This is a genomic window from Paracoccus sp. SY (assembly GCF_002901215.1).
GTDB lineage: Bacteria > Pseudomonadota > Alphaproteobacteria > Rhodobacterales > Rhodobacteraceae > Paracoccus > Paracoccus acridae.
This window is the reverse complement of sequence record NZ_NWMQ01000004.1, coordinates 88,161-111,458: the sequence shown is the minus strand read 5'-3', so window position 1 is coordinate 111,458 and position 23,298 is coordinate 88,161. Positions and strand designations below refer to the sequence as shown.

The following is a 23,298-nucleotide window of genomic DNA, read 5'->3' as shown; positions in this document are numbered from 1 at the left end:
TCCCTGAGGTGTCAGAAACGGTTACAGCAATGCGGTCGAGAACCAGGGCACGGCGGCGATGGCCAGCAGGCCCACCATCAGCGCGGCCAGATAGGGCCAGATCTTCGCCATGACCTGTTCGGCGGGGACATTGGCGATCTTGCAAGCGATGTAGAAGCCGATGCCGATGGGCGGGGCCATCAGCCCGATGTTCATGGCCGTGACGATGACCATGGCGTAGTGGATGTCGTGGATGCCCAGGCCGCGGGCGATGGGGAACATGATCGGCGCCAGCAGCACGATGGCGGGCAGGCCTTCCAGCACGCAGCCGAGGATCAGGAAGATCGCGATGGATGCCAGCATGAAGACGACCCAGCCGCCCGGCAGGCCGGTGACCAGGGTCATCAGGTCGCGCGCGAAGCCCGATTGCGTCAGCGCCCAGGCCATCGAAGACGCCGCCCCCAGGATCAGCAGGATCGCCCCAGACATGGCGGCGGTTTCCACCAGCATCGTGCCGGTGCGGCGCAGGGGGATGCCGCCATAGAGCACCGCGCCGATGATGAAGGCATAAAGCGTGGCGATGGTGGATACTTCGGTCGCGGTGGCGACGCCGCCGCCCACCAGGCTGCGGATCATGAAGGGCAGCACCAGGGCGGGCGCGGCGATCAGGGCTGTCTTGCCGATCACGGACAGGGGCGCGCGGCGCACGCCCTCCATCCGCTCGGCCCGCGCCTTCCAGCGGGCCAGCACGGCCAGCACGATCAGCAGCACCATGGCGATGGCGAAGCCGCTGGTGAACAGCCCGGCGATGGAGACGCCCGCGACCGAGCCCAGCACGATCAGCACGATGGACGGCGGCACGGTATCCGCCATCGCCGCCCCCGTCGCCAGCAGGGCGGTCATTTCCGGCGCGGAATGGCCCCGGCGGCGCATCTCGGGGAACAGGGCGGGGGCGACGGTCGCCATGTCCGACACCTTGGACCCGGAAATCCCGGACACCAGGAACATGGATCCCAGCAGCACATAGCTCATCCCCGCCTTCACATGGCCGAAGAGCGAGGCGAGAAAACCCACGATGGCCCGGCCCATGCCGGTCGCGTCCAGGATGCAGCCCAGCAGCACGAAGACCGGCACCGACAGCAGGATCAGCGAGGACATGCCTTCGTCGATGCGGCCCATCATCACGAAGACAGGGGCATTGGTGGCGAAGGTCAAATATCCCAGCGTCGCCAGCGCGAAGCAGAAGGCGATGGGCACGCCGATGATCAGAAGAAAGCCCGCGAACAGGCCCAGGAACAGCGGCAGGTTCCAGTTGCCCAAGGACAGGATCGTCGGCTTGGCATACCACAGCAACGCCACCAGCAGCCCCGCCAAAACCAGCGTGCCCAGGATCACGCCCCATTCGCGAGTGCGGATCACCGACAGCACCATCAGGGCGGCCATCAACCCGATCCCCGCAGGCAGGGCGGATGCGCGCCAGGACATGGGCAGTTGCAGCGCGGGCGAGGTGACGAAGGATTCCTCATAGGCGTATTCCAGCGCCACGGGGAACAGCCGGACCAGCAGCACGCAGACCAGCACGCTGCCCGCGACCTCGGCCACGCGGGCCAGGCGTTCGGGCAGCAGCGGCAGGAAGGCGGTCAGGCGCATGTGTTCGTGCCGGTCCACGGCCAGGGCCGCGCCCAGCATCGCCATCCAGATGAAGCTGAGGGACGCGACCTCGTCCCCCCAGATCAAGGGCTTGGCCAGGACATAGCGGAAGAAGACGTTGGCCAGCACGGTGACGATCATCACCACCAAAAGGCCCGCCGCCGCGATTTCCACGGGGCGCATCCACGCCTCGGCGCGCTTCGGCTCGGCCAGTGCCTCGATCCCGCCAAGCGCCAGCTCGGCGTCCTGCACATCCGTGTGGTGCATCCTTTGTCCCCCGTCGGGGCAGCCCGGCCTCCCCGCCGGGTCCGTGTTCACCATGTGGACGCGGATTGCCCTTTGGAAAAGGGGATAGGGCCAAGGCATAGGGTCTGGCAATTGGAAATTCGCATTGTACACGATTTTTCGGCAATCCGCCTAATCGACTGGCGCGAAAATCGTTCCGCAATATGGAATGATGGCCCGGCGGAACCGGAAATTCGGCCTGCAAAGGTTGCCATCCCCGGCTTCGCCCGTCAAACCGGAAGGAACCTCAAGGAGACACAGATGACACAGCGACCCGACATTTCCCCGGCCGAGCCGAAATGGAACCTGGTCGGCCCCGGCCTTGTCGTGGCGGCGACGGGCGTGGGCGCGGCGGATCTGATCGCCACCACCGTGGCGGGCAGCAAATACGGCTATGCGCTGCTGTGGGCGGTGGTCGCGGGCTGCATCATGAAGGTGATCCTGGTCGAGGGGGCGGGCCGCTATAGCCTGGCGACCGGCAACACCATCTTCGAGGGCTGGTCCAGCCTGGGCCGGTGGACGCACTGGTATTTCGGCCCCTATATCGTGATCTGGGGCTTCGTCTATGGCGCGGCCGGGATGGCGGGCACGGGACTGGCGCTTTATTCGCTGCTGCCCTTCGGCAGCGTGGCGGCCTGGGGGATCGTTTCGGGCCTGCTGGGCATGGCGCTGGTCTGGTCCGGCCGCTATGACCTGTTCGAGAAGGTCCTGACGGCCATGGTGATCCTGATGTTCGTCACCATGGTTCTGGCGGCCGCGCTGACCCTGCCCAATCTTGGGGAAATCGCCGCGGGCCTGGTGCCCGTCATCCCCGAGGGCGCGATGATCAACGTGCTGTCGGTGGCGGGCGGCGTCGGCGGCACGATCACGCTGGCGGCTTACGGCTATTGGCTGCGCGAGAAGGGCTGGCACACGCCGCGCTTCATGAAGGTGATGCGGCTGGACAACGGCATCGCCTATCTTGTCACGGGCATCTTCGTGATCGCCACGCTGATCGTCGGGGCCGAGCTGCTGTTTTCCGCCCAGATCGCCATCGGCAGCGGCGATCAGGGGATGGTGGATCTGGCGGGCGTGCTGGCGGATCGCTATGGCGACTGGATGGGCAAGCTGTTCCTGGTGGGCTTCTGGGCGGCGTCCATGTCGTCGCTGGTCGGCGTCTGGAACGGCGTCAGCCTGATGTTCGCGGATTTCTTCGGCCATGTGCAGGGCAAGCCGCATGACCATCCCGACCGGCTGTCGGGCGGGCGCTATTACAAGTTCTATATCTTCTGGCTGACCTTTCCGCCCATGATCATGCTGTTCCTGGGCCAGCCGGTCTATCTGATCCTGGCCTATGGCGTGCTGGGCGCGCTGTTCATGCCCTTCATGTCGGTGACGCTGCTGTGGATCCTGAACACCGCCCGCACGCCCGCCGAATGGCGCAACGGGACGCTGACCAACATCATGATGGGGCTTTGCACGCTGGCCTTCGCCGCGCTGGCGGCGGACCAGCTGCGCGGCGCCCTCATGCGGGTGCTGTAAAAGACCGGCACGGCGCGCGGCACCAACACCGCGCGCCGGTTGCTCAGCCCTCGATCCGGGCCAGGGGGGCGCCGAAGCCCAGCACCTCGCCCGCCTTGGCGGTCTGGCTGATGCGGCCCGCGCGATGGGCCTCGACGCGGGTTTCCATCTTCATCGCCTCCATCACCGCGATCACCTGACCTGCCTCGACCTGGGCGCCGTCCTCGACCTGCCAGGCGGTCAGGGTGCCGGGAACGGGGGCTGTCACGGTGGCATCGTCAGCTTCCGGGGCGGCCTCAGCAGCAGGCGCACCGGGGGCCATCGCCATCAGGTTCGCGGGCACGCCCAGTTCGTGGCGCTTGCCGTCGATCTCGATGGCAAGGCGCAGCAGGGGCGGGCCGCCCGCCGGGGCCACGCGGGCATGGGGGGCCGCGGCCTGGGCCAGCCGGTCGGCGAAGTCGGTCTCGATCCAGCGGGTATGGACGCCGAAGCTGCCATCCTCGGCCCGGAATTCGGGCTGTTCCAGCACCGCCCGATGGAAGGGCAGGACGCTTGCCACGCCTTCGATGCGGAATTCGGCCAGGGCACGGCGGGCGCGGGCGATGGCTTCGGTGCGCGTGCTGCCGGTCACGATCAGCTTGGCCATCATGGAATCGAAGCTGCCGGGCACCGTCGATCCCGCGACCACGCCGCTGTCCAGCCGGATGCCGGGACCGGACGGGGCGGCGAATATGTCGATGGGGCCGGGGGTGGGCAGGAAGCCCCGGCCCACATCCTCGGCATTGATGCGGAATTCGATGGAATGGCCGCGCGGGGCGGGCACCGCGTCGTCGGCCAGCCTTGCGCCCCGCGCGACCGCGATCATGCCGCGCACCAGGTCGATGCCCGTCGTTTCCTCGGTCACCGGGTGTTCGACCTGAAGGCGCGTGTTCACCTCGAGGAAGGATATCGTGCCATTGGCCGACAGCAGGTATTCCACCGTTCCCGCGCCGCTGTATCCCGCATGGGCGCAGATCGCCCGCGCACTGTCGTGGATGCGCTGGCGCTGTTCGTCGGTCAGGAAGGGCGCGGGCGCTTCCTCGACCAGCTTCTGGTTGCGGCGTTGCAGGGAACAGTCGCGGGTGCCGATCACCTTGACGGTGCCGTGGCGGTCCGCCAGCACCTGCGCCTCGATATGGCGGGGGCGGTCCAGGAACTGCTCGATGAAGCATTCGCCGCGACCGAAGGCGGTCAGCGCCTCGCGCGTGGCGGATTGGAACAGCTCCTCGACCTCCTCCAGGCGCCAAGCGACCTTCATGCCGCGCCCGCCGCCGCCGAAGGCCGCCTTGATGGCGATGGGCAGGCCGTGCTGGCGGGCGAAGGCCAGGGCGTCGCCGGGCGTTTCCACCGGACCGGGGGTGCCGGCGACCAGGGGGGCGCCCACGGCCTCGGCGATGCGGCGGGCCTCGATCTTGTCGCCAAGGGCAGTGATGACGGCGGGGTCGGGGCCGATCCAGATCAGGCCCGCGTCCTGCACGGCTTGCGCGAAAGCGGCGTTTTCGGACAGGAAGCCATAGCCCGGATGGATCGCATCGGCGCCCGCGCGTTGCGCAATGGCGATGATCTTGCCGCCGTCCAGATAGGTCTCGGCCGGTGTGTCGCCGCCAAGCGCGAAGGCCTGGTCGGCCATGGCCACGAAGGGCGCATCGCGGTCGGCATCGGCATGGACGGCAACGGTTTCGATGCCCTCGTCCCGGCAGGCGCGGATGATGCGGACGGCGATCTCGCCCCGGTTGGCGATCAGCAGGCGGCGCAGGGGCAGGGTCGGGCCGGTGGCGAAAAGGGTCATGGCTGGACCTTCATGTCGTGAAAGGGTGCGGCGGCGGTGAAGCGGATGCGCGCGCCGGGCGGGATCTGGCCCGCCAGATCCAGCGCGGACGGCAGAAGGGTCGCGATCACCGGATAGCCGCCGGTCAGCGGATGGTCGGCCAGAAACAGCACTGGCTGGCCGGAATGGGGGATCTGGATGGCGCCGGTTTCCGTGCCCTCGGAGGGCAGTTCGCGGGCATCGTCGCGCGTGATGGCATCGCCCTCCAGCCGGATGCCCACGCGCGAGGATTGCGGGGTAACAAGCCAGTCTTGGGACAGGAAATGCTGGATCATGTCGTCCGAGAACCAGTCGGCACGGGGGCCAAGCGTCACGGGCAGTTCCACCACCTCGCCCGGTTTGGGCAGCGGGGGCTGATCCTCCGGCACGGCGATGGCCGTGGCGGGGTTGTTCGCGGCGTAAAGGCGCGCGCCATTGGTCAGCGCCTGGGGTCCGACAAAGGCCAGCGTGTCGGTCGCGGCGGACCCCAGCACCGGGGCCACGTCGAAACCGCCCCGCAGCGCCAGATAGCTGCGCATCCCGGCAGGCGGGGGCGGGATCATGACTTCGTCGCCTGCATCGAGGGCAAAGGCGGCGGGCATCGCCTGCCCTTCCACCATCGCCCGGCCCGCGCCGGTCAGCGCCAAGGTCACCGGTTGGTCCGCCCGCAGCCGCACCGGGCCAAGCGTGATTTCCAGAACCGGCGCACCCGAGGGATTGCCGACCGCGCGGTTCGCCCGCCGCATGGCGCCCATGTCCAGCGCGCCGGATGCCGAGACCCCTTGCCCGCCCTGGCCGGGACGGCCTTCGTCCTGGAAGACGATGGGAAAGGCGGTCTGCACAACAGTCAGCGCGGGCTGGCCCTGCGGTTGGGGGATCGCCGCCGAGGGATGGACTTCGGCCACGCCTTCCACGAAACGCGCCCGAACGCCGGGACGCAGCAGGGCAGGCGGGTCGCGGGACAGATCCCACATCGGCACCCTTGTCGTGCCGATCAACTGCCAGCCACCCGGCGTATCCTGCGGATAGATGCCGCAGAAGCGTGCCGCCAAGGCCACCGATCCCGCCGGAATCCGCGTGCGCGGCGCGGGGCGGCGGGGCAGGTCGAAGCGCGGGTCGTCGCCCGTCATATAGGCGAAACCCGGCGCGAAGCCGCAAAAGGCCACGGCCCAGGTTGCGGCCTGATGGGCGGCGATCACCTCGGCCACGGTCAGGTCCATATGGGCCGCCACATCGGCCAGATCCTGGCCGTCATAGGCCATGGGGATCTCGACCGTTTCGACCTGGGTTTCCCGACGGACTGTCCCTGGCGCGGGCTGGCGCGCCATGATCTGCGCCGCAAGCGCGCCATCGGCGGCAAAGCCGGGGCCCACGCGGATCATCAGCGTGCGGGCGGCCGGGATGATCTCGGCGATACCCTCGACCGGATTGGCGAGCAGCGCGTCGAACAGCGCCAGCGTCGCGTCCAGATCGGCCAGTTCCACCAGCAGCGTGCGCGGGCCGACGGGAAGAAAGCGCATCGTCACAGCTGCCACCGGCTGTCGGGAATGTCGGTGACGAACATGTGGCCGGGCGCATGGGTGATCGCGAAGGGCGGCTTCGAGGCCATGACGGCGGCCTGGGGCGTCACCCCGCAGGCCCAGAAGACCGGCACCTCGCCTTCGCGGATCTTGACCGGGTCGCCGAAATCGGGGCGCGACAGATCGGCGATGCCAAGCGCCTCGGGCGCGCCGATATGGACGGGGGCGCCATGGACCGCCGGGAAGCGGCCGGTGATCATCGCGGCCTCGGCCACACGGTCGGCCGGGATGGGGCGCATCGACACCACCATCTGCCCATGCAGCCGTCCGGCGGGGCGGCAGGCGCGGTCCGTCAGGAACATCGGCACGTTGCAGCCCTGGGCGATGTGGCGCACCTCGATCCCGGCGGCCTGCAAGGGCGTCTCGAAGGTGAAGGAACAGCCGATCAGGAAGGTCACGAGGTCGGGATGTTCGGCCCAAGCGGCGGTCGCATCGGCGACCTCCTCGGCCAGGGCCCCGTCGCGCCAGATCCGGTAAAGCGGGATGTCGGTCCGCAGGTCGGCGCCGGGCGCAAGCGCGGTTTCAAAGCTGCCGGGGTCGGTCACGTCCAGGACCGGGCAGGGCTTGGGATTGCGCTGCGCGAACAGCAGGAAATCCCAAGCCCAGTCGCGCGGCAGCGAGATCATGTTGCATTGGGTGAAGCCCGGCGCCATGCCGGCCGTCGGCGCGACCGTGCCGCGGCAGGCCAGCCGGGCGGCGCGGGCGGTTTCCACGTCCGGGCGCATCAGGCGGTCCCTGCGAAAGGGGCGATGGTCACGCCGCCTGAAACCAGTTCCTCGCGGATGCGGCGGGCCATCTCGACCGCGCCGGCGCTGTCGCCATGCACGCAGATGCTGTCGGCCTTCAGGCGCAGGACCGATCCGTCGACGGCCTCGATCACGCCTTCGGTGGCAAGCCGCAGCATCCGGGCGGCCACGGCATCGGCGTCATGCAGCACCGCGCCCTTTTCCCGGCGCGACACAAGCTGGCCGTCGGGCGTATAGGCGCGGTCGCCGAAAGCCTCGGCCACGGTGGCAAGGCCCGCATCGGCGGCGCGGTCCAGGATCCGCGTGCCGGCAAGGCCCATCAGCACCAGCGAAGGGTCGATTTCCCTGATCGCCGCGATCACGGCATCCGCCTGGCGCGCGTCATTGGCGATGGTGTTGTACAGCGCGCCATGCGGTTTCACATAGGCGACGCGGGTGCCGGCGGCGCGCGCGATCCCCTGCAGGGCGCCGATCTGGTAGATCACATCGGCGGTCAGTTCCGCCGAGGTCACGTCCATGGGCCTGCGCCCGAAGCCTACGCGGTCAGGGTATGACACATGCGCCCCCACCGCCACGCCGCGCGTGGCCGCCCCGTCCACTGTCGCGCGGATGGTCAGCGGATCGCCCGCGTGAAAGCCGCAGGCGATGTTGGCGGAACTGACGATGCCCAGCATGGCGTCGTCGTCGCCCATGGTCCAGGCGCCATAGCCTTCGCCCAGGTCGCTGTTCAGGTCGATGGTGCGCATGTGTTTTCCCCTTTTACAGGCCCAGGAAGGCGAAGATCGGGCCGATGGAGCGATAGCCCATGTACCAGGTCAGCGCGCAGACGATCGCGCTGAGGATCAGCAGCGGCCGGTTGTAATGGTGGCCGCCCATCAGGTCGGACCGCGCAAGGCCCACATAGGTGAAGATCGTCAGGCCGATGGGCAGGATCAAGCCGTTGAAGCCGCCCACGAAGACCAGAAGCGCGGCGGGTGCGGTGCCGATGGTGATGAAGACGGCCAGCGACACGGTGATGAAGATCACGGTGGCGATGTTGCGGCTGCGGTCGGTCATGGCCATGAAGGCCACCAGGAAGCTGACCGAGGTATAGGCCGCCCCGATGACCGAGGTGATGGCCGCCGCCCACAGCACCACGCCGAAGATCCGCATCCCCCAGTCGCCAAGTGCGAAGGCAAAGGCCTGCGCCGCCGGGTTCGCGGCCTGGCTGGACAGATCCAGCGTGACGCCGGAGGCGACCACGCCCAGGATCGCCAGGAACAGCACGAAGCGCATCACGCCGGTGACCGCGATCCCGGTCAGCGAGGCGCGGGTGACGGCGGCCAGGTGCTGTTCGCCGACCAGGCCCTTGTCCAGAAGCCGGTGGGCGCCCGAATAGGTGATGTATCCGCCGACCGTGCCGCCGACGATGGTGGTGATGGTCGGAAAGTCGATCACGTCCGGCAAGATCGTCTGGCGCAGCGCATCGCCCACCGGCGGGTTGGAGGTGACGGCCACGATCAGCGTCATCACGATCATCAGGATGCCCAGGCCGATCAGCGACCGGTCCAGCAGCAGGCCTGCGCGTTTCGACAGGAACACCCCGATCGCCAGCAGCGCCGAGATCGCGCCGCCGATCTTGGGATCAAGGCCGAACATGGCGTTCATGCCCAGGCCCGCGCCCGCGATATTGCCCACGTTGAAGGCCAGCCCGCCCACCATCACCAGCACCGCCAGCAGATAGCCCGCGCCGGGAATGGCGGCATTGGCGGTTTCCGAGGCATTGCGCCGGGTCAGCGCGGTGATGCGCCAGATGTTCAGCTGCACCACGAAGTCGATCAGGATCGAGGCCAGGATCGCGAAGGCGAAGGCCGCGCCCAGCTTGGCGGTGAAGGTCGCGGTCTGGGTGATGAAGCCCGGCCCGATGGCCGAAGTGGCCATCAGGAAGATCGCCGCCAGAAATCCGCCCCGCAGGGTGGCATTGGCGGCCGTGGCAGTGGGGGATGCGCTCATCCGTCATGCTCCTGCTGCAAGGGTGGTTGACGCTTTTCGAATGGTCGAAACGTGGCGGCAGGGCGACAACCTGTCAACGATTATTTGACACAAAGGCAATGATTGTTGAACAACAAGGGGATTGCAGAAGGATCATCTGCTGTTTTGACGGGCGGAAAGACGGGGGCTTGTCTGATCAACGGGCAGTTCTGAAGACCGATTCGCACCTGCCGGCTTGCCTCTGACCGGGGCCAGGGCCATTCTCCGGCGGCAAGACAAGGGCATCACATGGTCATCGAACCTCCGGGCCTGGCCGAGGAAACGGCATCGCGCCTGCGCAACGACATCATCGGCGGCAGCCTGCCGCCGGGGCATCGACTGTCGGAAACCCGGCTGGCGGCCGATCTGGGCGTGTCGCGCAATACCCTGCGCGAGGTGTTCCGGTTGCTGACCCGCGAAGGGCTGTTGCGGCACGAGCCGAACCGGGGGGTCTTCGTGGCCGCGCCCTCGATGGCGACGATCGTGGACATCTACCGCGTCCGCCGGCTGATCGAGGTGCCGGCCCTTGCCCATGCCTGGCCCCGGCACGAGGCGGTGACGCGGATGCAGGCGGCCGTGTCCAAGGCCCGTGCCGCGCGCGAGGAGCAGGACTGGCGCAGCGTCGGCAGCGCCAACATGGAGTTTCACGCGGCCATCGTGGCCCTGACCGACAGCACGAGGCTGCAGGGCTTCTTTGCCCAGGTCATCGCGGAACTGCGGCTGGCCTTCGGGCTGCTGGACAGCCCCGAACGGCTGCACGAACCCTATATCGACCGCAACGGCGAGATCCTGGACCTTCTGGCGGCAGGCCAGCAGGCCAGGGCGGCAGAGGTTCTGGCGGCGTATCTGGACAATTCCGAACGGGTGGTGCTGGAAGCCTTTGCCCGGCTGGGCTGAAGGCTAGCCGGCGGCATTCGCCAGCAGGGGCTGGTCCCCCGCCTGCGAAGGGCTGGCGGCATCGGGAAGGCGGAACCGGACCATCTGCCGGCCAGCCGGCAGCTTCGCCACGGCCCATCCCAGCAACTGCCCCTGCGGCCCAACCATCAGCCCGCTGTCGCGCAGTCCTTCACCGGGCTGGATCAGCCGGGCGGCAAGCGCCTCGACCCCGGGCCCGGCCTCGGCATGGGCGTTCCAGCAGGCCATCGCATCGCCCAGGCTGTCGGCGCCGGGCCACAGGTCGCGATAGGCGCGGTTGGACATGACCACCTGCCCGCCGGGCGCGAAGACCGCCACCGCCTCGCCCAGGTTGTCCAGGATCGAATGGCCCAGCGTCAGTTCGGCCCGGAACTTGCGGGTCAGGGTCATTTCCGAGGTGATGTCCTCGAACAGGAAGGCCACGGCGCCGTCGGGATGGGGGCGGCCGGTGACGCGATAGGTCTGCCCGCCGGGCAGGGACCATTCCTCGACATGGTGTCCGGTGGCAGCCGAGCTTTCCAGATTGCTCATCTGCTGGCGCCAGCTTCGGAAATCCTTGGGTTCGGGCACCATCCGCAATTCGCGCAGCTTGTCCAGAAGGTCGAACAGCGTGGGCCGCGCGGTCAGGAAGCCTGTGGGCAGGTTGGTCAGGTCGATCAGCGCCGGGTTGAACAGTTGCAGATGCCGTTGCCGGTCGAAGATCGCCAGGCCGATGGGCAGGTCGGCGAAGGTCTTGGTCAGGGTCTGGACGAATTCGCGCAAGGACCGTTCGGCCCGCACGGCGGCATCGGCGGGCAGGGCGAACATCATCACCTGGTCGCCGATCTGGTGGCTGTGACAGTCATACCAGAAGACCGCGCCGTTCTGGTTCAGCGATGCGCGGCGCGTCCGCGTTCCGGCGCCCGGGACGGGGCGCGGCGAATCCAGCAGGCGCGGCAGCGGCCAGCCGATGGGTTCGTCGGCCTGCGCCTCGGCCTTGCGAAGATAAGCGGCGTTGGCCCAGGTCACGCGGTCCTCGGCGTCCTGGCGCCAGACCAGCATGGGCGTCTGGTCCAGTGACCGGCGCAGCAGGTCCAGTTCCTCCTCCATCGCCTGCTGGGACATCGAATCGACCACGATGCCCGCATGTTCCGCCTGCGGGTCGGTCAGGGTGATCCGCAGCAGGCCCGAATCGACCTGTTCGGCCAGCAGGCGCAGGGCGGCGCTGCCGGTGCCGGACTGGCCCAGGCATTCGAACCGGCCCGTGCGGTCGATGCGCGACATTCCTTCGATCGCGTCGGGAAAGCGCGGCCCGATCCATTGCAGCAGCCGCGCCCATTCGCCTTCGGGCGCGGAAATGCGGTCCAGCAAGGCCCGGGCCGAGGGTGTGGCGTCCACCAGGACCTGGTTGCGGAACAGCAGCACCATCGGCTTCAGGCTGCCGTCCATGCCCTGCGGCAGGCGCGGCCCGCGTCGTCCGGGACCGCGATCCCACCAGCGGATCAGCCCCACCGCCAGCAGGACCGAGAGGGTGCCCGTCAGGACCGCCAGCAAGACCAGGCCGATACCGTGGAGAGACATCCCAAGCTCCTTCGCGTTTGGACAACCATAGCGGGAGCAGGCTTAACGAACAGTTAAAACCTCAGAAACGGTGCTGGGGATTGGCGCCCAGTGGCGCGCGCGCGTCAGTGGCGATCCGGTCCAGCGGCCAGCGGACGGTCACGACCGCGCCCGGCCCGCCATTGTCAAAGCTCAGCCGCGCGCCCGACCGTTCCAGCAGGGTCTTGGCGATGAACAGCCCCAGTCCCATGCCGTCGTAACCGGCCCGTTGCGCGCCGCCGCGCTTGCTGGTCAGGTAGGGATCGCCGATCCGGGCCAGAAGGGCGGGGGGATAGCCGGGCCCGTCGTCGCGGATCGACACCGTCAGGCAGCTTTCATCGGTTTCCGCCTCGATCACCACGCGGCTGGCCGCGAAATCGACGGCATTCTGGATCAGGTTGCGCAAGGCATGGATGATGGCGGGATCGCGGCGGATATCGGGACCGTCGGCGCGGATTTCGACGGCGGGGCCGCGCCCGGCATGGGGTTCGGCCGCATCCTCCAGCACGGTGCGCAGGGGGGCCATGCGCAGGTGCAGGTCGTCCTTGCCCGCCCGGCCCATGCTGCGCAGGATTTCCGCGCAGCGCACCGCCGAATCGCGCAGGGCCATGGCATCGGCCTGCAATTCGGGGCGGTCGTCCAACTCGTCCGCCAGTTCCGCCGCGATCAGCTTGATGGTGGCCAGGGGGGTGCCCATCTCGTGGGCGGCGGCCGCGACCACGCCTCCCAGATGTTGCAGCCGCTGTTCGCGCGCCAGCGCCATCTGGGTCGCGAACAGCGCGTTCGAGGTGGCCTGCAACTCGGCCGTGACCCGGTGCGCATATCCCGCGAAGAACACCACGCCGATCATCAGCGCCGTCCAGTGCCCCAGCGTCAGGACCGGCGCCAGCACCAACTGCCGCCCTGTGTTGTCGTGCAGCGGCAGCCCGAACAGCGAGACAAGCGAGATCAGGATCATCGTCGCGGCACCCAGGGTCACCGTCTGCCGGGTGTCCAGCGATGTCGCGGCCACCGTCACCGGCGCCAGCACCAGCAGCGCAAAGGGATTGGCCAGCCCCCCGGTCAGGGCCATCAGGGCGGAAATCTGGATCACGTCGAAGGTCAGGTGCACCACCGCCATCCGGGCCGAGGTGCGGCGCATCGGCCCCAGGCCCTGCCACAGGTTCATGGCGATGGCCGCCGCGATCAGCGCCAGGACCGGTATGACCGGAAAGGCGATGCCCATCAGCTTGGCAACGACCACGGCGGCCAGCTGGCCCGCAATGGCGAACCACCGCAACAGGACCAGCGTGCGCAGCCGGATCGGCTCGGCCGGGGTGGCGGGGGAAAGGAAGGGATCGGACATGGCCACCAGGGTGCGACGATGCGGACCTTGATACGCGGGGCGGGATGGGCGATCAATGCGCCGCCTTGCCGCAACGAAGGAGATCGATCATGGCCGACCGCAGGATCCTGCTGATTGGAAGCGTGGCAGCCCTGGCCCTTCTGGGGACGGGCGGCGCCTGGCTGGCGGCGCGCCAGTCCGGCGATCCCCTTGCCGAATGCCAGGGCAGCGCCGTTGCAGGCGGCATGGACAGCTTCGGCACCGATTTCACCCTGACCCGCCAGGACGGGCAGCGCGTCACGGCCGACCAGGTCTTTGACAAGCCCTCCCTGCTTTATTTCGGCTATACCTTCTGCCCGGATGTCTGCCCCATGGACAGCGCCCGCAACGCCGAGGCCGCGACCCTGTTGCAGGAACAGGGCAAGGACGTGCAGACGGTCTTCGTCACCGTCGATCCCAAGCGCGACACGCCCGAGGTGGTGGCCGACTTCACCAGCCTGTTTTCCGACGACATGGTGGGCCTGACCGGATCCGAGGAGGAGATCGCCGCCGTCAACAAGGGCTGGCGAAACTATTACAAGGCCAATGACGAGGAAGATCAGGAATACTATCTGGTCGATCACATGACCAACACCTATCTGGTCATGCCCGGCAACCGGACGGTGGCCTTCTTCGGACGCGACACTCCGCCCGAGGTGATGGCCGAACGGGTCGGATGTTTCGTGGATGCCCTTGGCTGAGAAGTGATTGCCCCCGTTCCATCCTTGCGGCAGTGTTGCTGTTTACCCAAGGTGGGATACGCGCGTCATGGAAGACGATACCCTTTCCCGGATGAATCCCGGACCCGATCCGTCGCTGCTGCTGGTCGATGACGACGAGATCTTCGTGACCCGGCTGGCCCGCGCCATGGAAAAGCGCGGCTTTGCCGCCCGCACCGCCATCAGCGTGGCCGATGCCCTGACCATGATCCGAGAGGCGCCGCCCGCCTATGCCGTGGTCGATCTGCGGCTGGAGGACGGCAACGGCCTTGATGTGGTCGAGGCGCTGCGCGAGCTTCGGGACGATGCCCGCATCATCGTGCTGACCGGCTATGGCGCCATCGCCACCGCCGTCGCCGCCGTGAAGATGGGCGCGACCGATTATCTGGCAAAGCCCGCAGATGCAAATGACGTAACGTCTGCGTTACTGTCCAGCCGGGAATCCCTTCCCCCGCCGTCCGACAATCCGATGTCCGCAGACCGCGTGAGATGGGAACATATTCAGCGCGTTTATGAACAATGCGACCGCAATGTCAGTGAAACCGCGCGACGGCTGCATATGCATCGCCGGACACTTCAGCGAATTCTCGCCAAAAGAGGACCGCGTTAACATATTCGAGCTATCTTGTAATTGGGATCGTCTTGTATCAAATTGCTAATTAGCAATTCAATGTGGATACAAAAGAAATGAACTTCGATCTCGACAAGATGACGCTCAAAGAACTGCGTGATCTTCGGGCAAAATTGGACCGGGCGATTAATTCCTATGAAGACCGGAAACGGCGCGAGGCCTTGGCTGCGATCGAGGAAGCGGCGCGTGAACATGGTTTCAACCTGACCGACCTGACCGGTGCCAAGCCGCGCAAGTCGGGTTCCGTCCCCCCGAAATACGCAAATCCCGAAGATCCGACGATGACCTGGACCGGACGGGGCCGCAAGCCTCGCTGGGTGCAGGAAAACCTGGAAGGCGGCAAGCAGTTGGACGACCTGCTGATCTGACCGCGTTTTTACGGAAAGGCCGTCCCCCGGGGCGGCCTTTTGTCAGGCCGTACCGTCCGGGGAACGCATCAGCATCTGGAAACGGTCCAGAAAGGCCGCGCGTACCTGGGCAGGCGGCCGCAATTCAATATGCAATACAGACAAAATGGCGTTGTTTTGCATGGGAAACAGGCGCCTTGCCTCGGATTCCGTAAATCCCGCGATTTGAACGGCTTCCAGCCGGGCTGAAATCCGGTCCGCGACCTTGATTTTCGACTTGATCGCCGCCGGTAAAACAGCAGGTAGCCCGAAACGAAGATGGATCGCGGCGGTCAGGCGTTCATCCATGCGGCCATATTCGGATCCAAGCGCCGCCTTGACGGGCGAAATCATGTCACCAATCACATATTCCGGCGCATCGTGCAAAAGCGCGGCCAGCCGCCAGCGGATTTCGATGCCGGGATAAAGGCGGGTCAGGATATCTTCCACCAGCAAGGAATGCTCGGCCACGGAATAGGGCCAATCCCCCTGGGTCTGGCCGTTCCACCGGGCCACGAAGGCCAGTCCATGGGCGATATCGGTGATCTCGATGTCCAGCGGCGTCGGATCCAGCAGATCCAGACGCCGGCCCGACAGCATCCGCTGCCAGGCGCGGCGCTGTCGGGCGGCCATGATGTTTCAGGACAGCCGCTGATCCGCGGGTGCGCCCGCCTGCTGGACCTGCGCGCGCCGCGCCAGTTCCTGGCGATACAGCGCCACGAAATCCACCGGATCCATGTTGAAGGGCGGGAAGCCCCCGTCGCGCGTCACGTCAGCGATGATGCGCCGCACGAAGGGAAACAGCATCCGCGGGCATTCGATCATCAGGAAGGCGTGCAACTGTTCCTCTGGAACGCCTTCGATCATGAAGACCCCGCCGTAATCCAGTTCTGCCAGAAACAGGGTCGAATTGTCGGCCTTGTTGGTCGAGGTGACACGAAATTTTGAAATCACCTCGTATTGATGATCGCCCGCGCGCTTGCGGGCATCCAGGCTGACCTGGACGGTGATCTCGGGCTGCACCTCGCCCTGCGGGGCGCCCTTGGTGGCGACGGCATTTTCAAAGGACAGGTCGCGGATATACTGCGCCAGGATTTGCATCCGCACCTGCGGGGCTGCGGGCGCCGTGCCGTTGGGGGTGGTTTCGTCGGCCATGGGTTTTCCCTTGTCGGATCATCGTTTCGCCGGTTCTAGCAGGCGCGGGGCGGTGCCTCAATGGCGTGTCCAGCCGGAATGGCCGCGCCGGGCGGGGTCGTCCCCCAGATCCTCTGGCAGGTCCAGGGGCGGGCGGGCATTGCGCGCGGGGGGCACGTCCTCGACCACGTAATCCGCGTCGATCACCCCGTCGGCATAGGGCGGGCGATAGGTTTCGCGCCGGGGAGTGTTCATCTGCACGGTCCTGACCCCCATCCGGCGCACGGCGCGCCGCATGATCAGGTCGCGCACCGGCGGGATCAGCAGCAGCAGGGCGACGATGTCGGTCAGGAAGCCGGGCACGATCAGCAGCGCGCCCGCCAGGATCTGCATCATGCCATGGGCCAGCGGCCGGGACGGATCGCGCAATTCGGCCAGGCTGCGCTGCGCCTGCATCCAGGCCTGCGTCCCCTGCGAACGGATCACCGCCACGCCCGAGACCGCGGCCAGGACCACCAGCCCCAGCGTGGCCCAGACCCCGATCAGCCCGCCGACCTGGATGAACAGCGCGATCTCAACAATCGGCAGCACGATGAACAGCCACAACAGCCGCATGGGGAATCCCTCCTTGCGGACCAGGGGATAACTGGACTTGCCCCGGTCCAATCCCTACATAATGGCCCAGATCGCAGATACCAGCCAAGTCGGATAAGAGGCCAAATCGCATGAACAACCCGCTGTTGCAGTTGCTTGTCCTGGCCGGGATCGCGATTTTCCTGATCCTGCGGCTGCGCAATGTCCTTGGGACGCGCGACGGCTACGAACCTCCGCAGGTCGAGGCTCCCAGCACCCCCCGTCCGCGCTTCGACGTGATCGAGGGCACGGCCGAGGAGGCCGATCACGACATCCTGGACCATGCCGAGGCCGGCAGCCCGACCGCCCATGCCCTGGCCGCGATGAAGGCGGTCGAGCCGTCCTTCGGCGTGATGGATTTCCTCAACGGTTCGAAATCGGCCTATGAGATGATCCTGATGGCCTTTGAGCGCGGCGACCTGTCCGATGTGCGGCCCTTCCTGTCCGAGCCGGTGGCCGAGGCGTTCCAGTCGGTGATCGACGCCCGCGCCGCCCATGGCCATACGGTCACGGCGCAGTATATCGGCACGCGCGAAACCGCGCTGGCGGGGGCGGAATACGATCCGGCCACAGGCATGGGCATGGTGACGGTCCGCTTCGTGGGCGAACTGATCGCGGCCACCCGCGATGCGGCGGGCAACGTGGTCGAAGGCGATCCCAAGGCCCCGCGCAAGCAGCGCGACACCTGGACCTTTGCCCGGCGCATGGGGCAGGACGATCCGAACTGGCAGCTGGTCGCGACCGGCTGATGGCCCGTCGCCGGGGTCTGACCCCTGAAGACAAGGATTTGTGGGCGCGCGTCGCCCGCAGCGCCGTGCCCCTGCACCCCGAACGGCCCAAGGCCGCCGATCCCGAAATGCGTCCGGCGCCCAAGCCCGTCCCGCTGCGGGCGGCCGTGCCGGAATTCCAGATCGGCCAGATGGTCCCGTCGCGGCCCCTTTCCGTTTCCCATTCCCCCACCCCCGCGCAGCGCCTGTCCCAGCAACCCCTGCGCATGGACCCCAAGACCCACCGCCGCATGGCCCAGGGCAAGCTGGTGCCCGAGGCGCGGCTGGATCTGCATGGACTGACGCTGGCGGCCGCGCATCCCGAACTGATCGGCTTTATCCTGTCCTGCCACGCCCAGGGACGGCGCCTGGTGCTGGTGATCACCGGCAAGGGCAAGGGCGATCACGGTCCCCTGCCCACGCGGTCCGGCGCGCTGCGCCATCAGGTGCCGCACTGGCTGCACATGCCGCCCTTGTCGGGCGTGGTCCAGCAGGTCACGGCGGCGCATTACCGACACGGGGGCGAGGGGGCCTATTACGTCTATCTGCGCCGCAGGGGTTAGAGGGCGCCGCATCGCCCCTAGAAGGCCGGCGACAGCACCACCTGGACCGCCTGTTCCACCCGGCTGACCGCCCCGCCGATCAGGCCCGGCGCGACGCCGCCTTCCTGGGGCAGGATGTTGTCCAGATCCCCTGCACGCCGCAGGATCTGCTGCAAGGTGGGTGAATCGGCCAGGTTGAAATGGCCGATGCCTGTGTCGAACGCGCCGGTATCCACCACGATCACGTCCAGATCCGCCACCGGGCGCGCGTCGGGGATGTTGCCCAGCCGGACCGGCTCGTCCGAGATCAGCGCCGCCAGTTGCAGCGCCCGGTCGCGGGGCGAGGTGAGGATCACGAAAGGCCAGGGCAGCGGCCCGATGGCGCGGACCTGCGACCGGAACAGCCGCAGATCCAGGTCCGGCGAGATCAGGACCACGCCGTCCACCCGGTCGATCAGGTCGCGCCGTCCCGACAGGGCCATCTGGCGCAACCCTTCCATCAGCAACTGGCTGCCCATCGAATGGGCCATCAGCACGATCTTGCCGCGGCCGCGCGTCCGGGCCAGCAGGTCGATCGTCTGCACCAATCCGTCGCGCGAATAAAGCGCGCCATCCCGATCGCCCGAATAGGCATAGGGCTTCATCCGCGAGGGCCAGGAGAAATGCGCGTGGACCCCCGGCAGGCGCAGGTCATGGGCCAGTTGCGCGGTGCGATAGACGCCTTCGGCGAAGCTGTAGTTGTATCCATGCACGAACAGGATGATGTCCCGGTCGTCGGGCGCGCGGCCGGCCAGGTCGGCTTCGATGGCGCGGCGAAAGGCGTCGGCGCCTGCCAGGCGCCCGCCGCCGCTGACCAGAAACTGCGCGGCGGGGTCGCCGTCGGGCCGGGGATAGGCCAGATCTCCGGCGGCCCGTTCGGGGGGAACCGAAACGTCGATGCGCGAGAACCACGGCTGCGGCACATGCTGCCCGTCAGGGGTGCGCTGGGATGCGATCCAGACGGTTTCCAGGATGGGGGGCCGGTATCCTTCGGGCGCCATGACAAGGGTGCCGCGCGGGGCGCAGGCAGCAAGGATCAGTACAAGACACAAAAGAAAACGCCGCAAGCGTCACCTTCAGGGAAACGGTTGCGGCGAACCTGTCAGAGAAACCGGCGCCAGGCCAGTCCCGGCATCAGGCGGGACCGCCGTAATTCGCCTTCGGGCCCATGAAGTACCACAGGATCAACCCGACCACGGGCAGAATCGCGATCAGGGCGATCCACAGGATCTTGGTGCCCATGCTGACATTCGTGTTGATGACGGACGCGATGGCCCAGACATCCAGCACGAAGATGATGATTCCGAAAACGTAACCCATGCCAGTCCCCCTTTCGGTGCCAACCCCCAACCGCGCCGGGCGGTTCCTTACAGGACGTAACGCGACAGATCGGTGGACCGCGCCAGATCGCCCAGATGGCGTTCGACATAGGCCGCATCGACCTCGACCGTCTCGCCGCCCTTGTCGGGGGCGCTGAAGGACAGTTCCTCGAAGACCCGCTCGATCACAGTGTAAAGGCGGCGGGCGCCGATGTTTTCGACCGATGCATTCACCTCGGCCGCGATGCGGGCCAGGGCGGCGATCCCGTCGTCGGCAAAGCCCACGGTCACGCCCTCGGTCGCCATCAGGGCGGTGTATTGGCGCGTCAGGGCATTATCGGTCTCGGTCAGGATGCGGATGAAGTCCTCCTCGGTCAGGGCGCGCAGTTCCACCCGGATCGGCAGGCGGCCCTGCAGTTCCGGCAACAGATCGCTGGGCTTGGCGACATGGAAGGCGCCCGAGGCGATGAACAGGATGTGATCGGTCTTCACCGGGCCGTATTTGGTGGAAACCGTCGTGCCCTCGATCAGGGGCAGCAGGTCGCGCTGCACGCCCTCGCGGCTGACATCGCCGCCGCGTGCATCGGCGCGGGCGCAGACCTTGTCGATCTCGTCGATGAAGACGATGCCGTTCTGCTGCACCGCGTCCAGGGCGGCGGCCTTGACGGCATCGTCCTCCAGCAGCTTGTCGGCTTCTTCCGCGATCAGCAGGTCATAGCTTTCGGCGACCGTCAGCTTGCGCCGCACGCGACGCCCGCCGAAGGCCTTCATCAGCCCCGACAGGTCCATCATCCCGCCCAGGCTGGCGCCCGGCTGGCCCGGAATCTCCATCGCGCCCAGCGGATTTGAATGGTCCTGCACCTCAAGCTCGATCACGGTGTCGTCCAGCTCGCCCCGCTTCAGCTTGTCGCGGAACATCTGGCGGGTGCCGTCGCGGGCGTCCTTGCCGGCCAAAGCCTCGATCACGCGGTCCTCGGCCGACTTGTGGGCGCGGGCCTTGACCGCCTCGCGCATGCGTTCGCGGGTGTCGATCATCGCCGCATCGGTCAGGTCGCGGATGATCTGTTCCACGTCGCGGCCGACATAGCCCACCTCGGTGAACTTGGTCGCCTCGACCTTGATGAAGGGGGCGTTGGCAAGCTTGGCCAGGCGGCGGCTGATCTCGGTCTTGCCGACGCCGGTCGGCCCGATCATCAGGATGTTCTTGGGATACACCTCGTCGCGCAGGTCGTCGCCCAGTTGCTTGCGGCGCCAGCGGTTGCGCAGCGCCACCGCCACGGCGCGCTTGGCGTCCTTCTGGCCGATGATGAAGCGGTCCAGCTCGGACACGATTTCGCGCGGGGTCAGGTCGGTCATGGGTCTGCCTTTCGGTTTGAAGCGGCAGATATAGGCTTGGACACGCAATTTGAAGGGATGCCGCCGACAGACTGTGCTTGATCGGCGGGTCCGCCCGTCGGCATGATGGCGGTCATGACGCCGACGACCCCGCCCGCCCTGTCCTTCAGCCCCGTCACCGCCGCGGATCTTCCCCTGATCGCGGGCTGGATGGACCAGCCCCATTGGCGCGAGTGGTGGAGCAGCGATGTCGAGACCGAACTTGGCTATCTTCGCGACATCGTCGAAGGGCGCGACAGCACCCGGGCCTTCCTGTTCCGTCTGGACGGGCAGCCCACCGGCTATATCCAGGTCTGGCGGATCGCTGACGCGCGGGTGGAGCCCTGGCTGTCCGATGCGCCCTGGGTGATGGACCTGCCCGACGATGCGGTGGGCGTCGATCTGTCCATCGGACCGCCCGATCTTCTGTCGCGGGGCCTGGGGTCGCGTGTCTTGCGGGCCTTCGTGGCGCTGCTGCGGTCGGAAGGGCATGACACCATCATCATAGACCCGGACGAGACGAACCTGCGGGCGATCCGGGCCTATTGGAAGGCCGGGTTTCGCCCCATCGCGGCCCTGGCCGGCCGGACGGGCGACTGTCTTCTGATGCGTCACGAGGAACCCTAGGCGCCATTAGTCCCGGGGAACAATCGGCGGAGCGCCACGTTGCCCCCGGCACCCGAACACCGGAGGACAAGACATGCCTACGCCTGACGAACTGAAAGCCCGCCTGTGGAAGGCCCTTCGCTCTGACATGACCGTGATGCTGGGCCTGGTCGGCGGCGAACATGGCCATACCCGGCCCATGACCTCGCAGATCGAGGAAGGGGACAACGGGCCGCTGTGGTTCTTCACGTCGCGCGACAATGCCCTGGTGGAAAAGCTGGCGGGTGGCGCGCAGGACGCAGCGGCGCATTTCGTGTCCAAGGGCCACGATCTCTGGGCCTCGATCGAAGGGTCGCTGACCGAGGATACCGACCGGGCGGTGGTGGACCGGCTGTGGAACAGCCATGTCGCCGCCTGGTACGAGGAAGGCAAGGACGACCCCAAGCTGGTCCTGCTGCGCTTCGATCCGCAAAAGGCCGAGATCTGGCTGGATGCGTCAAGCATCGTCGCGGGCGCCATGGTGGCGCTTGGCATCAGCGATCCCAAGGAAAGCTACAAGGACAACGTGGCGACTGTGCGGTTGTGACATCCGCCTGAACGGCCCACGCCAGCCCGCAGGGCCAAGACCGCGCTTCGGCGCGGTCTTTTGCCGTTCTGCCGCAGCCTAGCCCGCCAGGGTCTCGACCGTCAGCTTGCCGTTGGTATAGACGCAGATGTCCGCGGCGATCGCCATGGCCCGGCGCGCCACGTCTTCCGCATCCAGATCCGTTTCCATAAGCCCCCGCGCGGCGGCCAGGGCGAAATTTCCGCCCGATCCGATGGCGGCCACGTCATGTTCGGGTTCCAGCACGTCGCCCGCGCCCGTCACGACATACAGGCCCTGCCCGTCGGTGACGATCAGCATGGCTTCCAGGTTGCGCAGGTACTTGTCCATGCGCCAGTCCTTGGCCAGATCGACGCAGGCGCGCTGCAGTTGGCCCGGCGCGGCTTCCAGCTTCTTTTCCAGCCGTTCCAGCAGGGTAAAGGCATCGGCGGTCGATCCGGCAAAGCCCACCACCACGTCGCGCCCGCCCGGCGACAGGCGACGCACCTTGCGGGCCGTGCCCTTCATCACCGTCTGTCCGACGCTGACCTGACCGTCGCCCGCGACCACCACCTTGCCGCCGCGCCGCACCGCCAGGATCGTGGTGCCGTGCCAGCCGGGAAACCTGTCATCCGCCATAAGAAGTTCCTTCCATTTCGGCTTGCAGATATGGGCAGGGCCACCGCCTTGCAACCCATGGCCCCATTGCCCTGCCTGCGACCGCTTCAAGCCATGAAAAAGGGCGGCCGGCCCGCAGGCCGCCGCCCCTTGGCTGTCGGGACGCGATCAGATCGATTCGTCGATCCAGCTTTTCAGCGCGGCCTTGGGGGCGGCGCCCATGCGGTTCGACACGACCTCGCCGCCCTTGAACATGAACAGGGCCGGAATGCCGCGCACGCCAAGGGCTGCGGCCTGTTCCTGGTTCTCGTCGATGTTGACCTTCACGATCTTGACCTTGCCCGCATATTCTTCGGACAATTCCTCCAGCGCGGGGCCGATCTGCTTGCAGGGTCCGCACCATTCCGCCCAGAAATCCACGATCACGGGGGTATCGGACTGCCGGACTTCGGCGTCGAACTGGCTGTCGGTGACGGGCTGGGTGGCCATGGGAAA

Annotated in this window: 25 protein-coding genes; 9 read left to right on the top strand and 16 right to left on the bottom strand. The window is 67.2% G+C overall.

The annotated features are described in order from the left end of the window. Positions 1 to 21: 21 nt before the first annotated feature. The gene (locus CK944_RS05455; RefSeq protein WP_103172031.1) at positions 22 to 1,896 is read right to left on the bottom strand and encodes a TRAP transporter large permease subunit; all 1,875 of its coding nucleotides are present in this window, start codon (positions 1,894 to 1,896) and stop codon (positions 22 to 24) included. A 279-nt stretch (positions 1,897 to 2,175) separates the two neighbouring features. Here CK944_RS05455 and CK944_RS05450 point away from each other — a divergent pair, with 279 nt between their 5' ends. After that, the gene (locus CK944_RS05450) at positions 2,176 to 3,435 is read left to right on the top strand and encodes an Nramp family divalent metal transporter (protein ID WP_103172030.1); all 1,260 of its coding nucleotides are present in this window, start codon (positions 2,176 to 2,178) and stop codon (positions 3,433 to 3,435) included. Positions 3,436 to 3,478: 43 nt separating this feature from the next. Here the strand turns inward: CK944_RS05450 and CK944_RS05445 are convergent, their stop codons facing one another. From CK944_RS05445 to CK944_RS05425, 5 genes are read right to left on the bottom strand one after another with little or no spacing between them, the layout of a single operon-like run. Beyond that, positions 3,479 to 5,242 (bottom strand): biotin carboxylase N-terminal domain-containing protein, encoded by a 1,764-nt coding sequence (locus tag CK944_RS05445; RefSeq protein WP_239985968.1) that lies wholly within the window; start codon positions 5,240 to 5,242, stop codon positions 3,479 to 3,481. Continuing rightward, complete coding sequence (locus tag CK944_RS05440; RefSeq protein ID WP_103172029.1) at positions 5,239 to 6,780, bottom strand: urea amidolyase family protein; 1,542 nt, start codon at positions 6,778 to 6,780, stop codon at positions 5,239 to 5,241. Before CK944_RS05440 ends, CK944_RS05445 begins: the two co-directional genes overlap by 4 nt. 2 nt (positions 6,781 to 6,782) lie before the next feature. Further along, positions 6,783 to 7,565, bottom strand: coding sequence for a putative hydro-lyase (locus tag CK944_RS05435; protein ID WP_103172028.1), 783 nt, complete (start codon positions 7,563 to 7,565; stop codon positions 6,783 to 6,785). Further along, positions 7,565 to 8,332: a LamB/YcsF family protein gene (locus CK944_RS05430; protein WP_103172027.1), complete on the bottom strand. Its 768-nt coding sequence runs from the start codon at positions 8,330 to 8,332 to the stop codon at positions 7,565 to 7,567. The genes CK944_RS05435 and CK944_RS05430 overlap by 1 nt, the downstream gene beginning before the upstream one ends. Positions 8,333 to 8,345: 13 nt before the next feature. Continuing rightward, positions 8,346 to 9,578: an NRAMP family divalent metal transporter gene (locus CK944_RS05425; RefSeq protein ID WP_103172026.1), complete on the bottom strand. Its 1,233-nt coding sequence runs from the start codon at positions 9,576 to 9,578 to the stop codon at positions 8,346 to 8,348. A 267-nt stretch (positions 9,579 to 9,845) separates the two neighbouring features. Here CK944_RS05425 and CK944_RS05420 point away from each other — a divergent pair, with 267 nt between their 5' ends. Then, a complete protein-coding gene (locus tag CK944_RS05420; protein ID WP_103172025.1) occupies positions 9,846 to 10,493 on the top strand; it encodes a GntR family transcriptional regulator in 648 nt (215 codons plus the stop codon). Positions 10,494 to 10,496: 3 nt separating this feature from the next. Here CK944_RS05420 and CK944_RS05415 read toward each other — a convergent pair whose 3' ends face one another. Both CK944_RS05415 and CK944_RS05410 read right to left on the bottom strand, forming a co-directional pair. After that, positions 10,497 to 12,071: a PAS-domain containing protein gene (locus CK944_RS05415; RefSeq protein ID WP_103172024.1), complete on the bottom strand. Its 1,575-nt coding sequence runs from the start codon at positions 12,069 to 12,071 to the stop codon at positions 10,497 to 10,499. A 61-nt stretch (positions 12,072 to 12,132) separates the two neighbouring features. Continuing rightward, positions 12,133 to 13,434 carry an ActS/PrrB/RegB family redox-sensitive histidine kinase gene (locus CK944_RS05410; RefSeq protein WP_103172023.1) on the bottom strand — a complete coding sequence of 434 codons (1,302 nt, stop codon included), beginning with the start codon at positions 13,432 to 13,434 and terminating at the stop codon, positions 12,133 to 12,135. 89 nt (positions 13,435 to 13,523) lie between these two features. On the opposite strand from CK944_RS05410, the gene CK944_RS05405 reads away from it, so the two are divergent. The 3 genes from CK944_RS05405 to CK944_RS05395 all read left to right on the top strand — a co-directional run bounded on the left by CK944_RS05405 (position 13,524) and on the right by CK944_RS05395 (position 15,170). Beyond that, positions 13,524 to 14,153, top strand: coding sequence for an SCO family protein (locus CK944_RS05405; protein ID WP_103172022.1), 630 nt, complete (start codon positions 13,524 to 13,526; stop codon positions 14,151 to 14,153). 67 nt (positions 14,154 to 14,220) lie between these two features. Next, a complete protein-coding gene (locus CK944_RS05400; RefSeq protein ID WP_103172021.1) occupies positions 14,221 to 14,781 on the top strand; it encodes an ActR/PrrA/RegA family redox response regulator transcription factor in 561 nt (186 codons plus the stop codon). Positions 14,782 to 14,858: 77 nt separating this feature from the next. Next, on the top strand, positions 14,859 to 15,170 hold the full coding sequence (locus CK944_RS05395; protein WP_103172020.1) for an H-NS family nucleoid-associated regulatory protein: 312 nt from the start codon (positions 14,859 to 14,861) through the stop codon (positions 15,168 to 15,170). A gap of 42 nt (positions 15,171 to 15,212) precedes the next feature. Here CK944_RS05395 and CK944_RS05390 read toward each other — a convergent pair whose 3' ends face one another. From CK944_RS05390 to CK944_RS05380, 3 genes are read right to left on the bottom strand one after another with little or no spacing between them, the layout of a single operon-like run. Further along, the gene (locus tag CK944_RS05390) at positions 15,213 to 15,821 is read right to left on the bottom strand and encodes an HD domain-containing protein (protein WP_103172019.1); all 609 of its coding nucleotides are present in this window, start codon (positions 15,819 to 15,821) and stop codon (positions 15,213 to 15,215) included. A gap of 6 nt (positions 15,822 to 15,827) precedes the next feature. Further along, positions 15,828 to 16,343, bottom strand: a complete 516-nt coding sequence (secB, locus tag CK944_RS05385; protein ID WP_103172018.1) for a protein-export chaperone SecB — start codon at positions 16,341 to 16,343, stop codon at positions 15,828 to 15,830. Positions 16,344 to 16,400: 57 nt separating this feature from the next. Beyond that, entirely contained in the window at positions 16,401 to 16,937 is a 537-nt protein-coding gene (locus tag CK944_RS05380; protein WP_103172017.1) for an FxsA family protein, read from the bottom strand. Between the two features lie 110 nt (positions 16,938 to 17,047). On the opposite strand from CK944_RS05380, the gene CK944_RS05375 reads away from it, so the two are divergent. Further along, positions 17,048 to 17,704 (top strand): Tim44/TimA family putative adaptor protein, encoded by a 657-nt coding sequence (locus tag CK944_RS05375; RefSeq protein WP_103172016.1) that lies wholly within the window; start codon positions 17,048 to 17,050, stop codon positions 17,702 to 17,704. After that, positions 17,704 to 18,285 carry a Smr/MutS family protein gene (locus CK944_RS05370; protein ID WP_103172015.1) on the top strand — a complete coding sequence of 194 codons (582 nt, stop codon included), beginning with the start codon at positions 17,704 to 17,706 and terminating at the stop codon, positions 18,283 to 18,285. Before CK944_RS05375 ends, CK944_RS05370 begins: the two co-directional genes overlap by 1 nt. 17 nt (positions 18,286 to 18,302) lie before the next feature. Here the strand turns inward: CK944_RS05370 and CK944_RS05365 are convergent, their stop codons facing one another. The 3 genes from CK944_RS05365 to hslU form a co-directional block, all read right to left on the bottom strand. Then, the gene (locus CK944_RS05365; protein ID WP_239985967.1) at positions 18,303 to 19,370 is read right to left on the bottom strand and encodes an alpha/beta hydrolase; all 1,068 of its coding nucleotides are present in this window, start codon (positions 19,368 to 19,370) and stop codon (positions 18,303 to 18,305) included. Between the two features lie 67 nt (positions 19,371 to 19,437). Further along, entirely contained in the window at positions 19,438 to 19,623 is a 186-nt protein-coding gene (locus CK944_RS05360) for a PLD nuclease N-terminal domain-containing protein (RefSeq protein WP_103172014.1), read from the bottom strand. A 47-nt stretch (positions 19,624 to 19,670) separates the two neighbouring features. Next, on the bottom strand, positions 19,671 to 20,978 hold the full coding sequence (hslU, locus tag CK944_RS05355; protein WP_103172013.1) for an ATP-dependent protease ATPase subunit HslU: 1,308 nt from the start codon (positions 20,976 to 20,978) through the stop codon (positions 19,671 to 19,673). Positions 20,979 to 21,092: 114 nt separating this feature from the next. On the opposite strand from hslU, the gene CK944_RS05350 reads away from it, so the two are divergent. Then, on the top strand, positions 21,093 to 21,623 hold the full coding sequence (locus CK944_RS05350; protein WP_103172133.1) for a GNAT family N-acetyltransferase: 531 nt from the start codon (positions 21,093 to 21,095) through the stop codon (positions 21,621 to 21,623). A gap of 73 nt (positions 21,624 to 21,696) precedes the next feature. Beyond that, the gene (locus CK944_RS05345; protein WP_103172012.1) at positions 21,697 to 22,188 is read left to right on the top strand and encodes a pyridoxamine 5'-phosphate oxidase family protein; all 492 of its coding nucleotides are present in this window, start codon (positions 21,697 to 21,699) and stop codon (positions 22,186 to 22,188) included. A gap of 78 nt (positions 22,189 to 22,266) precedes the next feature. Here CK944_RS05345 and hslV read toward each other — a convergent pair whose 3' ends face one another. Then, entirely contained in the window at positions 22,267 to 22,824 is a 558-nt protein-coding gene (gene hslV / locus CK944_RS05340; protein ID WP_103172011.1) for an ATP-dependent protease subunit HslV, read from the bottom strand. 147 nt (positions 22,825 to 22,971) lie between these two features. Continuing rightward, on the bottom strand, positions 22,972 to 23,292 hold the full coding sequence (gene trxA, locus CK944_RS05335) for a thioredoxin (protein WP_103172010.1): 321 nt from the start codon (positions 23,290 to 23,292) through the stop codon (positions 22,972 to 22,974). Between the last annotated feature and the right edge of the window lie 6 nt (positions 23,293 to 23,298).

Excerpts from the sequence above, each read along its gene's own strand:
- CK944_RS05455 (WP_103172031.1), bottom strand. The coding sequence starts at position 1,896 with ATGCACCACACGGATGTGCAGGACGCCGAGCTGGCGCTTGGCGGGATC.
- CK944_RS05450 (WP_103172030.1), top strand. The coding sequence starts at position 2,176 with ATGACACAGCGACCCGACATTTCCCCGGCCGAGCCGAAATGGAACCTG.
- CK944_RS05445 (WP_239985968.1), bottom strand. The coding sequence starts at position 5,242 with ATGACCCTTTTCGCCACCGGCCCGACCCTGCCCCTGCGCCGCCTGCTG.
- CK944_RS05440 (WP_103172029.1), bottom strand. The coding sequence starts at position 6,780 with ATGCGCTTTCTTCCCGTCGGCCCGCGCACGCTGCTGGTGGAACTGGCC.
- CK944_RS05435 (WP_103172028.1), bottom strand. The coding sequence starts at position 7,565 with ATGCGCCCGGACGTGGAAACCGCCCGCGCCGCCCGGCTGGCCTGCCGC.
- CK944_RS05430 (WP_103172027.1), bottom strand. The coding sequence starts at position 8,332 with ATGCGCACCATCGACCTGAACAGCGACCTGGGCGAAGGCTATGGCGCC.
- CK944_RS05425 (WP_103172026.1), bottom strand. The coding sequence starts at position 9,578 with ATGAGCGCATCCCCCACTGCCACGGCCGCCAATGCCACCCTGCGGGGC.
- CK944_RS05420 (WP_103172025.1), top strand. The coding sequence starts at position 9,846 with ATGGTCATCGAACCTCCGGGCCTGGCCGAGGAAACGGCATCGCGCCTG.
- CK944_RS05415 (WP_103172024.1), bottom strand. The coding sequence starts at position 12,071 with ATGTCTCTCCACGGTATCGGCCTGGTCTTGCTGGCGGTCCTGACGGGC.
- CK944_RS05410 (WP_103172023.1), bottom strand. The coding sequence starts at position 13,434 with ATGTCCGATCCCTTCCTTTCCCCCGCCACCCCGGCCGAGCCGATCCGG.
- CK944_RS05405 (WP_103172022.1), top strand. The coding sequence starts at position 13,524 with ATGGCCGACCGCAGGATCCTGCTGATTGGAAGCGTGGCAGCCCTGGCC.
- CK944_RS05400 (WP_103172021.1), top strand. The coding sequence starts at position 14,221 with ATGGAAGACGATACCCTTTCCCGGATGAATCCCGGACCCGATCCGTCG.
- CK944_RS05395 (WP_103172020.1), top strand. The coding sequence starts at position 14,859 with ATGAACTTCGATCTCGACAAGATGACGCTCAAAGAACTGCGTGATCTT.
- CK944_RS05390 (WP_103172019.1), bottom strand. The coding sequence starts at position 15,821 with ATGGCCGCCCGACAGCGCCGCGCCTGGCAGCGGATGCTGTCGGGCCGG.
- secB (WP_103172018.1), bottom strand. The coding sequence starts at position 16,343 with ATGGCCGACGAAACCACCCCCAACGGCACGGCGCCCGCAGCCCCGCAG.
- CK944_RS05380 (WP_103172017.1), bottom strand. The coding sequence starts at position 16,937 with ATGCGGCTGTTGTGGCTGTTCATCGTGCTGCCGATTGTTGAGATCGCG.
- CK944_RS05375 (WP_103172016.1), top strand. The coding sequence starts at position 17,048 with ATGAACAACCCGCTGTTGCAGTTGCTTGTCCTGGCCGGGATCGCGATT.
- CK944_RS05370 (WP_103172015.1), top strand. The coding sequence starts at position 17,704 with ATGGCCCGTCGCCGGGGTCTGACCCCTGAAGACAAGGATTTGTGGGCG.
- CK944_RS05360 (WP_103172014.1), bottom strand. The coding sequence starts at position 19,623 with ATGGGTTACGTTTTCGGAATCATCATCTTCGTGCTGGATGTCTGGGCC.
- hslU (WP_103172013.1), bottom strand. The coding sequence starts at position 20,978 with ATGACCGACCTGACCCCGCGCGAAATCGTGTCCGAGCTGGACCGCTTC.
- CK944_RS05350 (WP_103172133.1), top strand. The coding sequence starts at position 21,093 with ATGACGCCGACGACCCCGCCCGCCCTGTCCTTCAGCCCCGTCACCGCC.
- CK944_RS05345 (WP_103172012.1), top strand. The coding sequence starts at position 21,697 with ATGCCTACGCCTGACGAACTGAAAGCCCGCCTGTGGAAGGCCCTTCGC.
- hslV (WP_103172011.1), bottom strand. The coding sequence starts at position 22,824 with ATGGCGGATGACAGGTTTCCCGGCTGGCACGGCACCACGATCCTGGCG.
- trxA (WP_103172010.1), bottom strand. The coding sequence starts at position 23,292 with ATGGCCACCCAGCCCGTCACCGACAGCCAGTTCGACGCCGAAGTCCGG.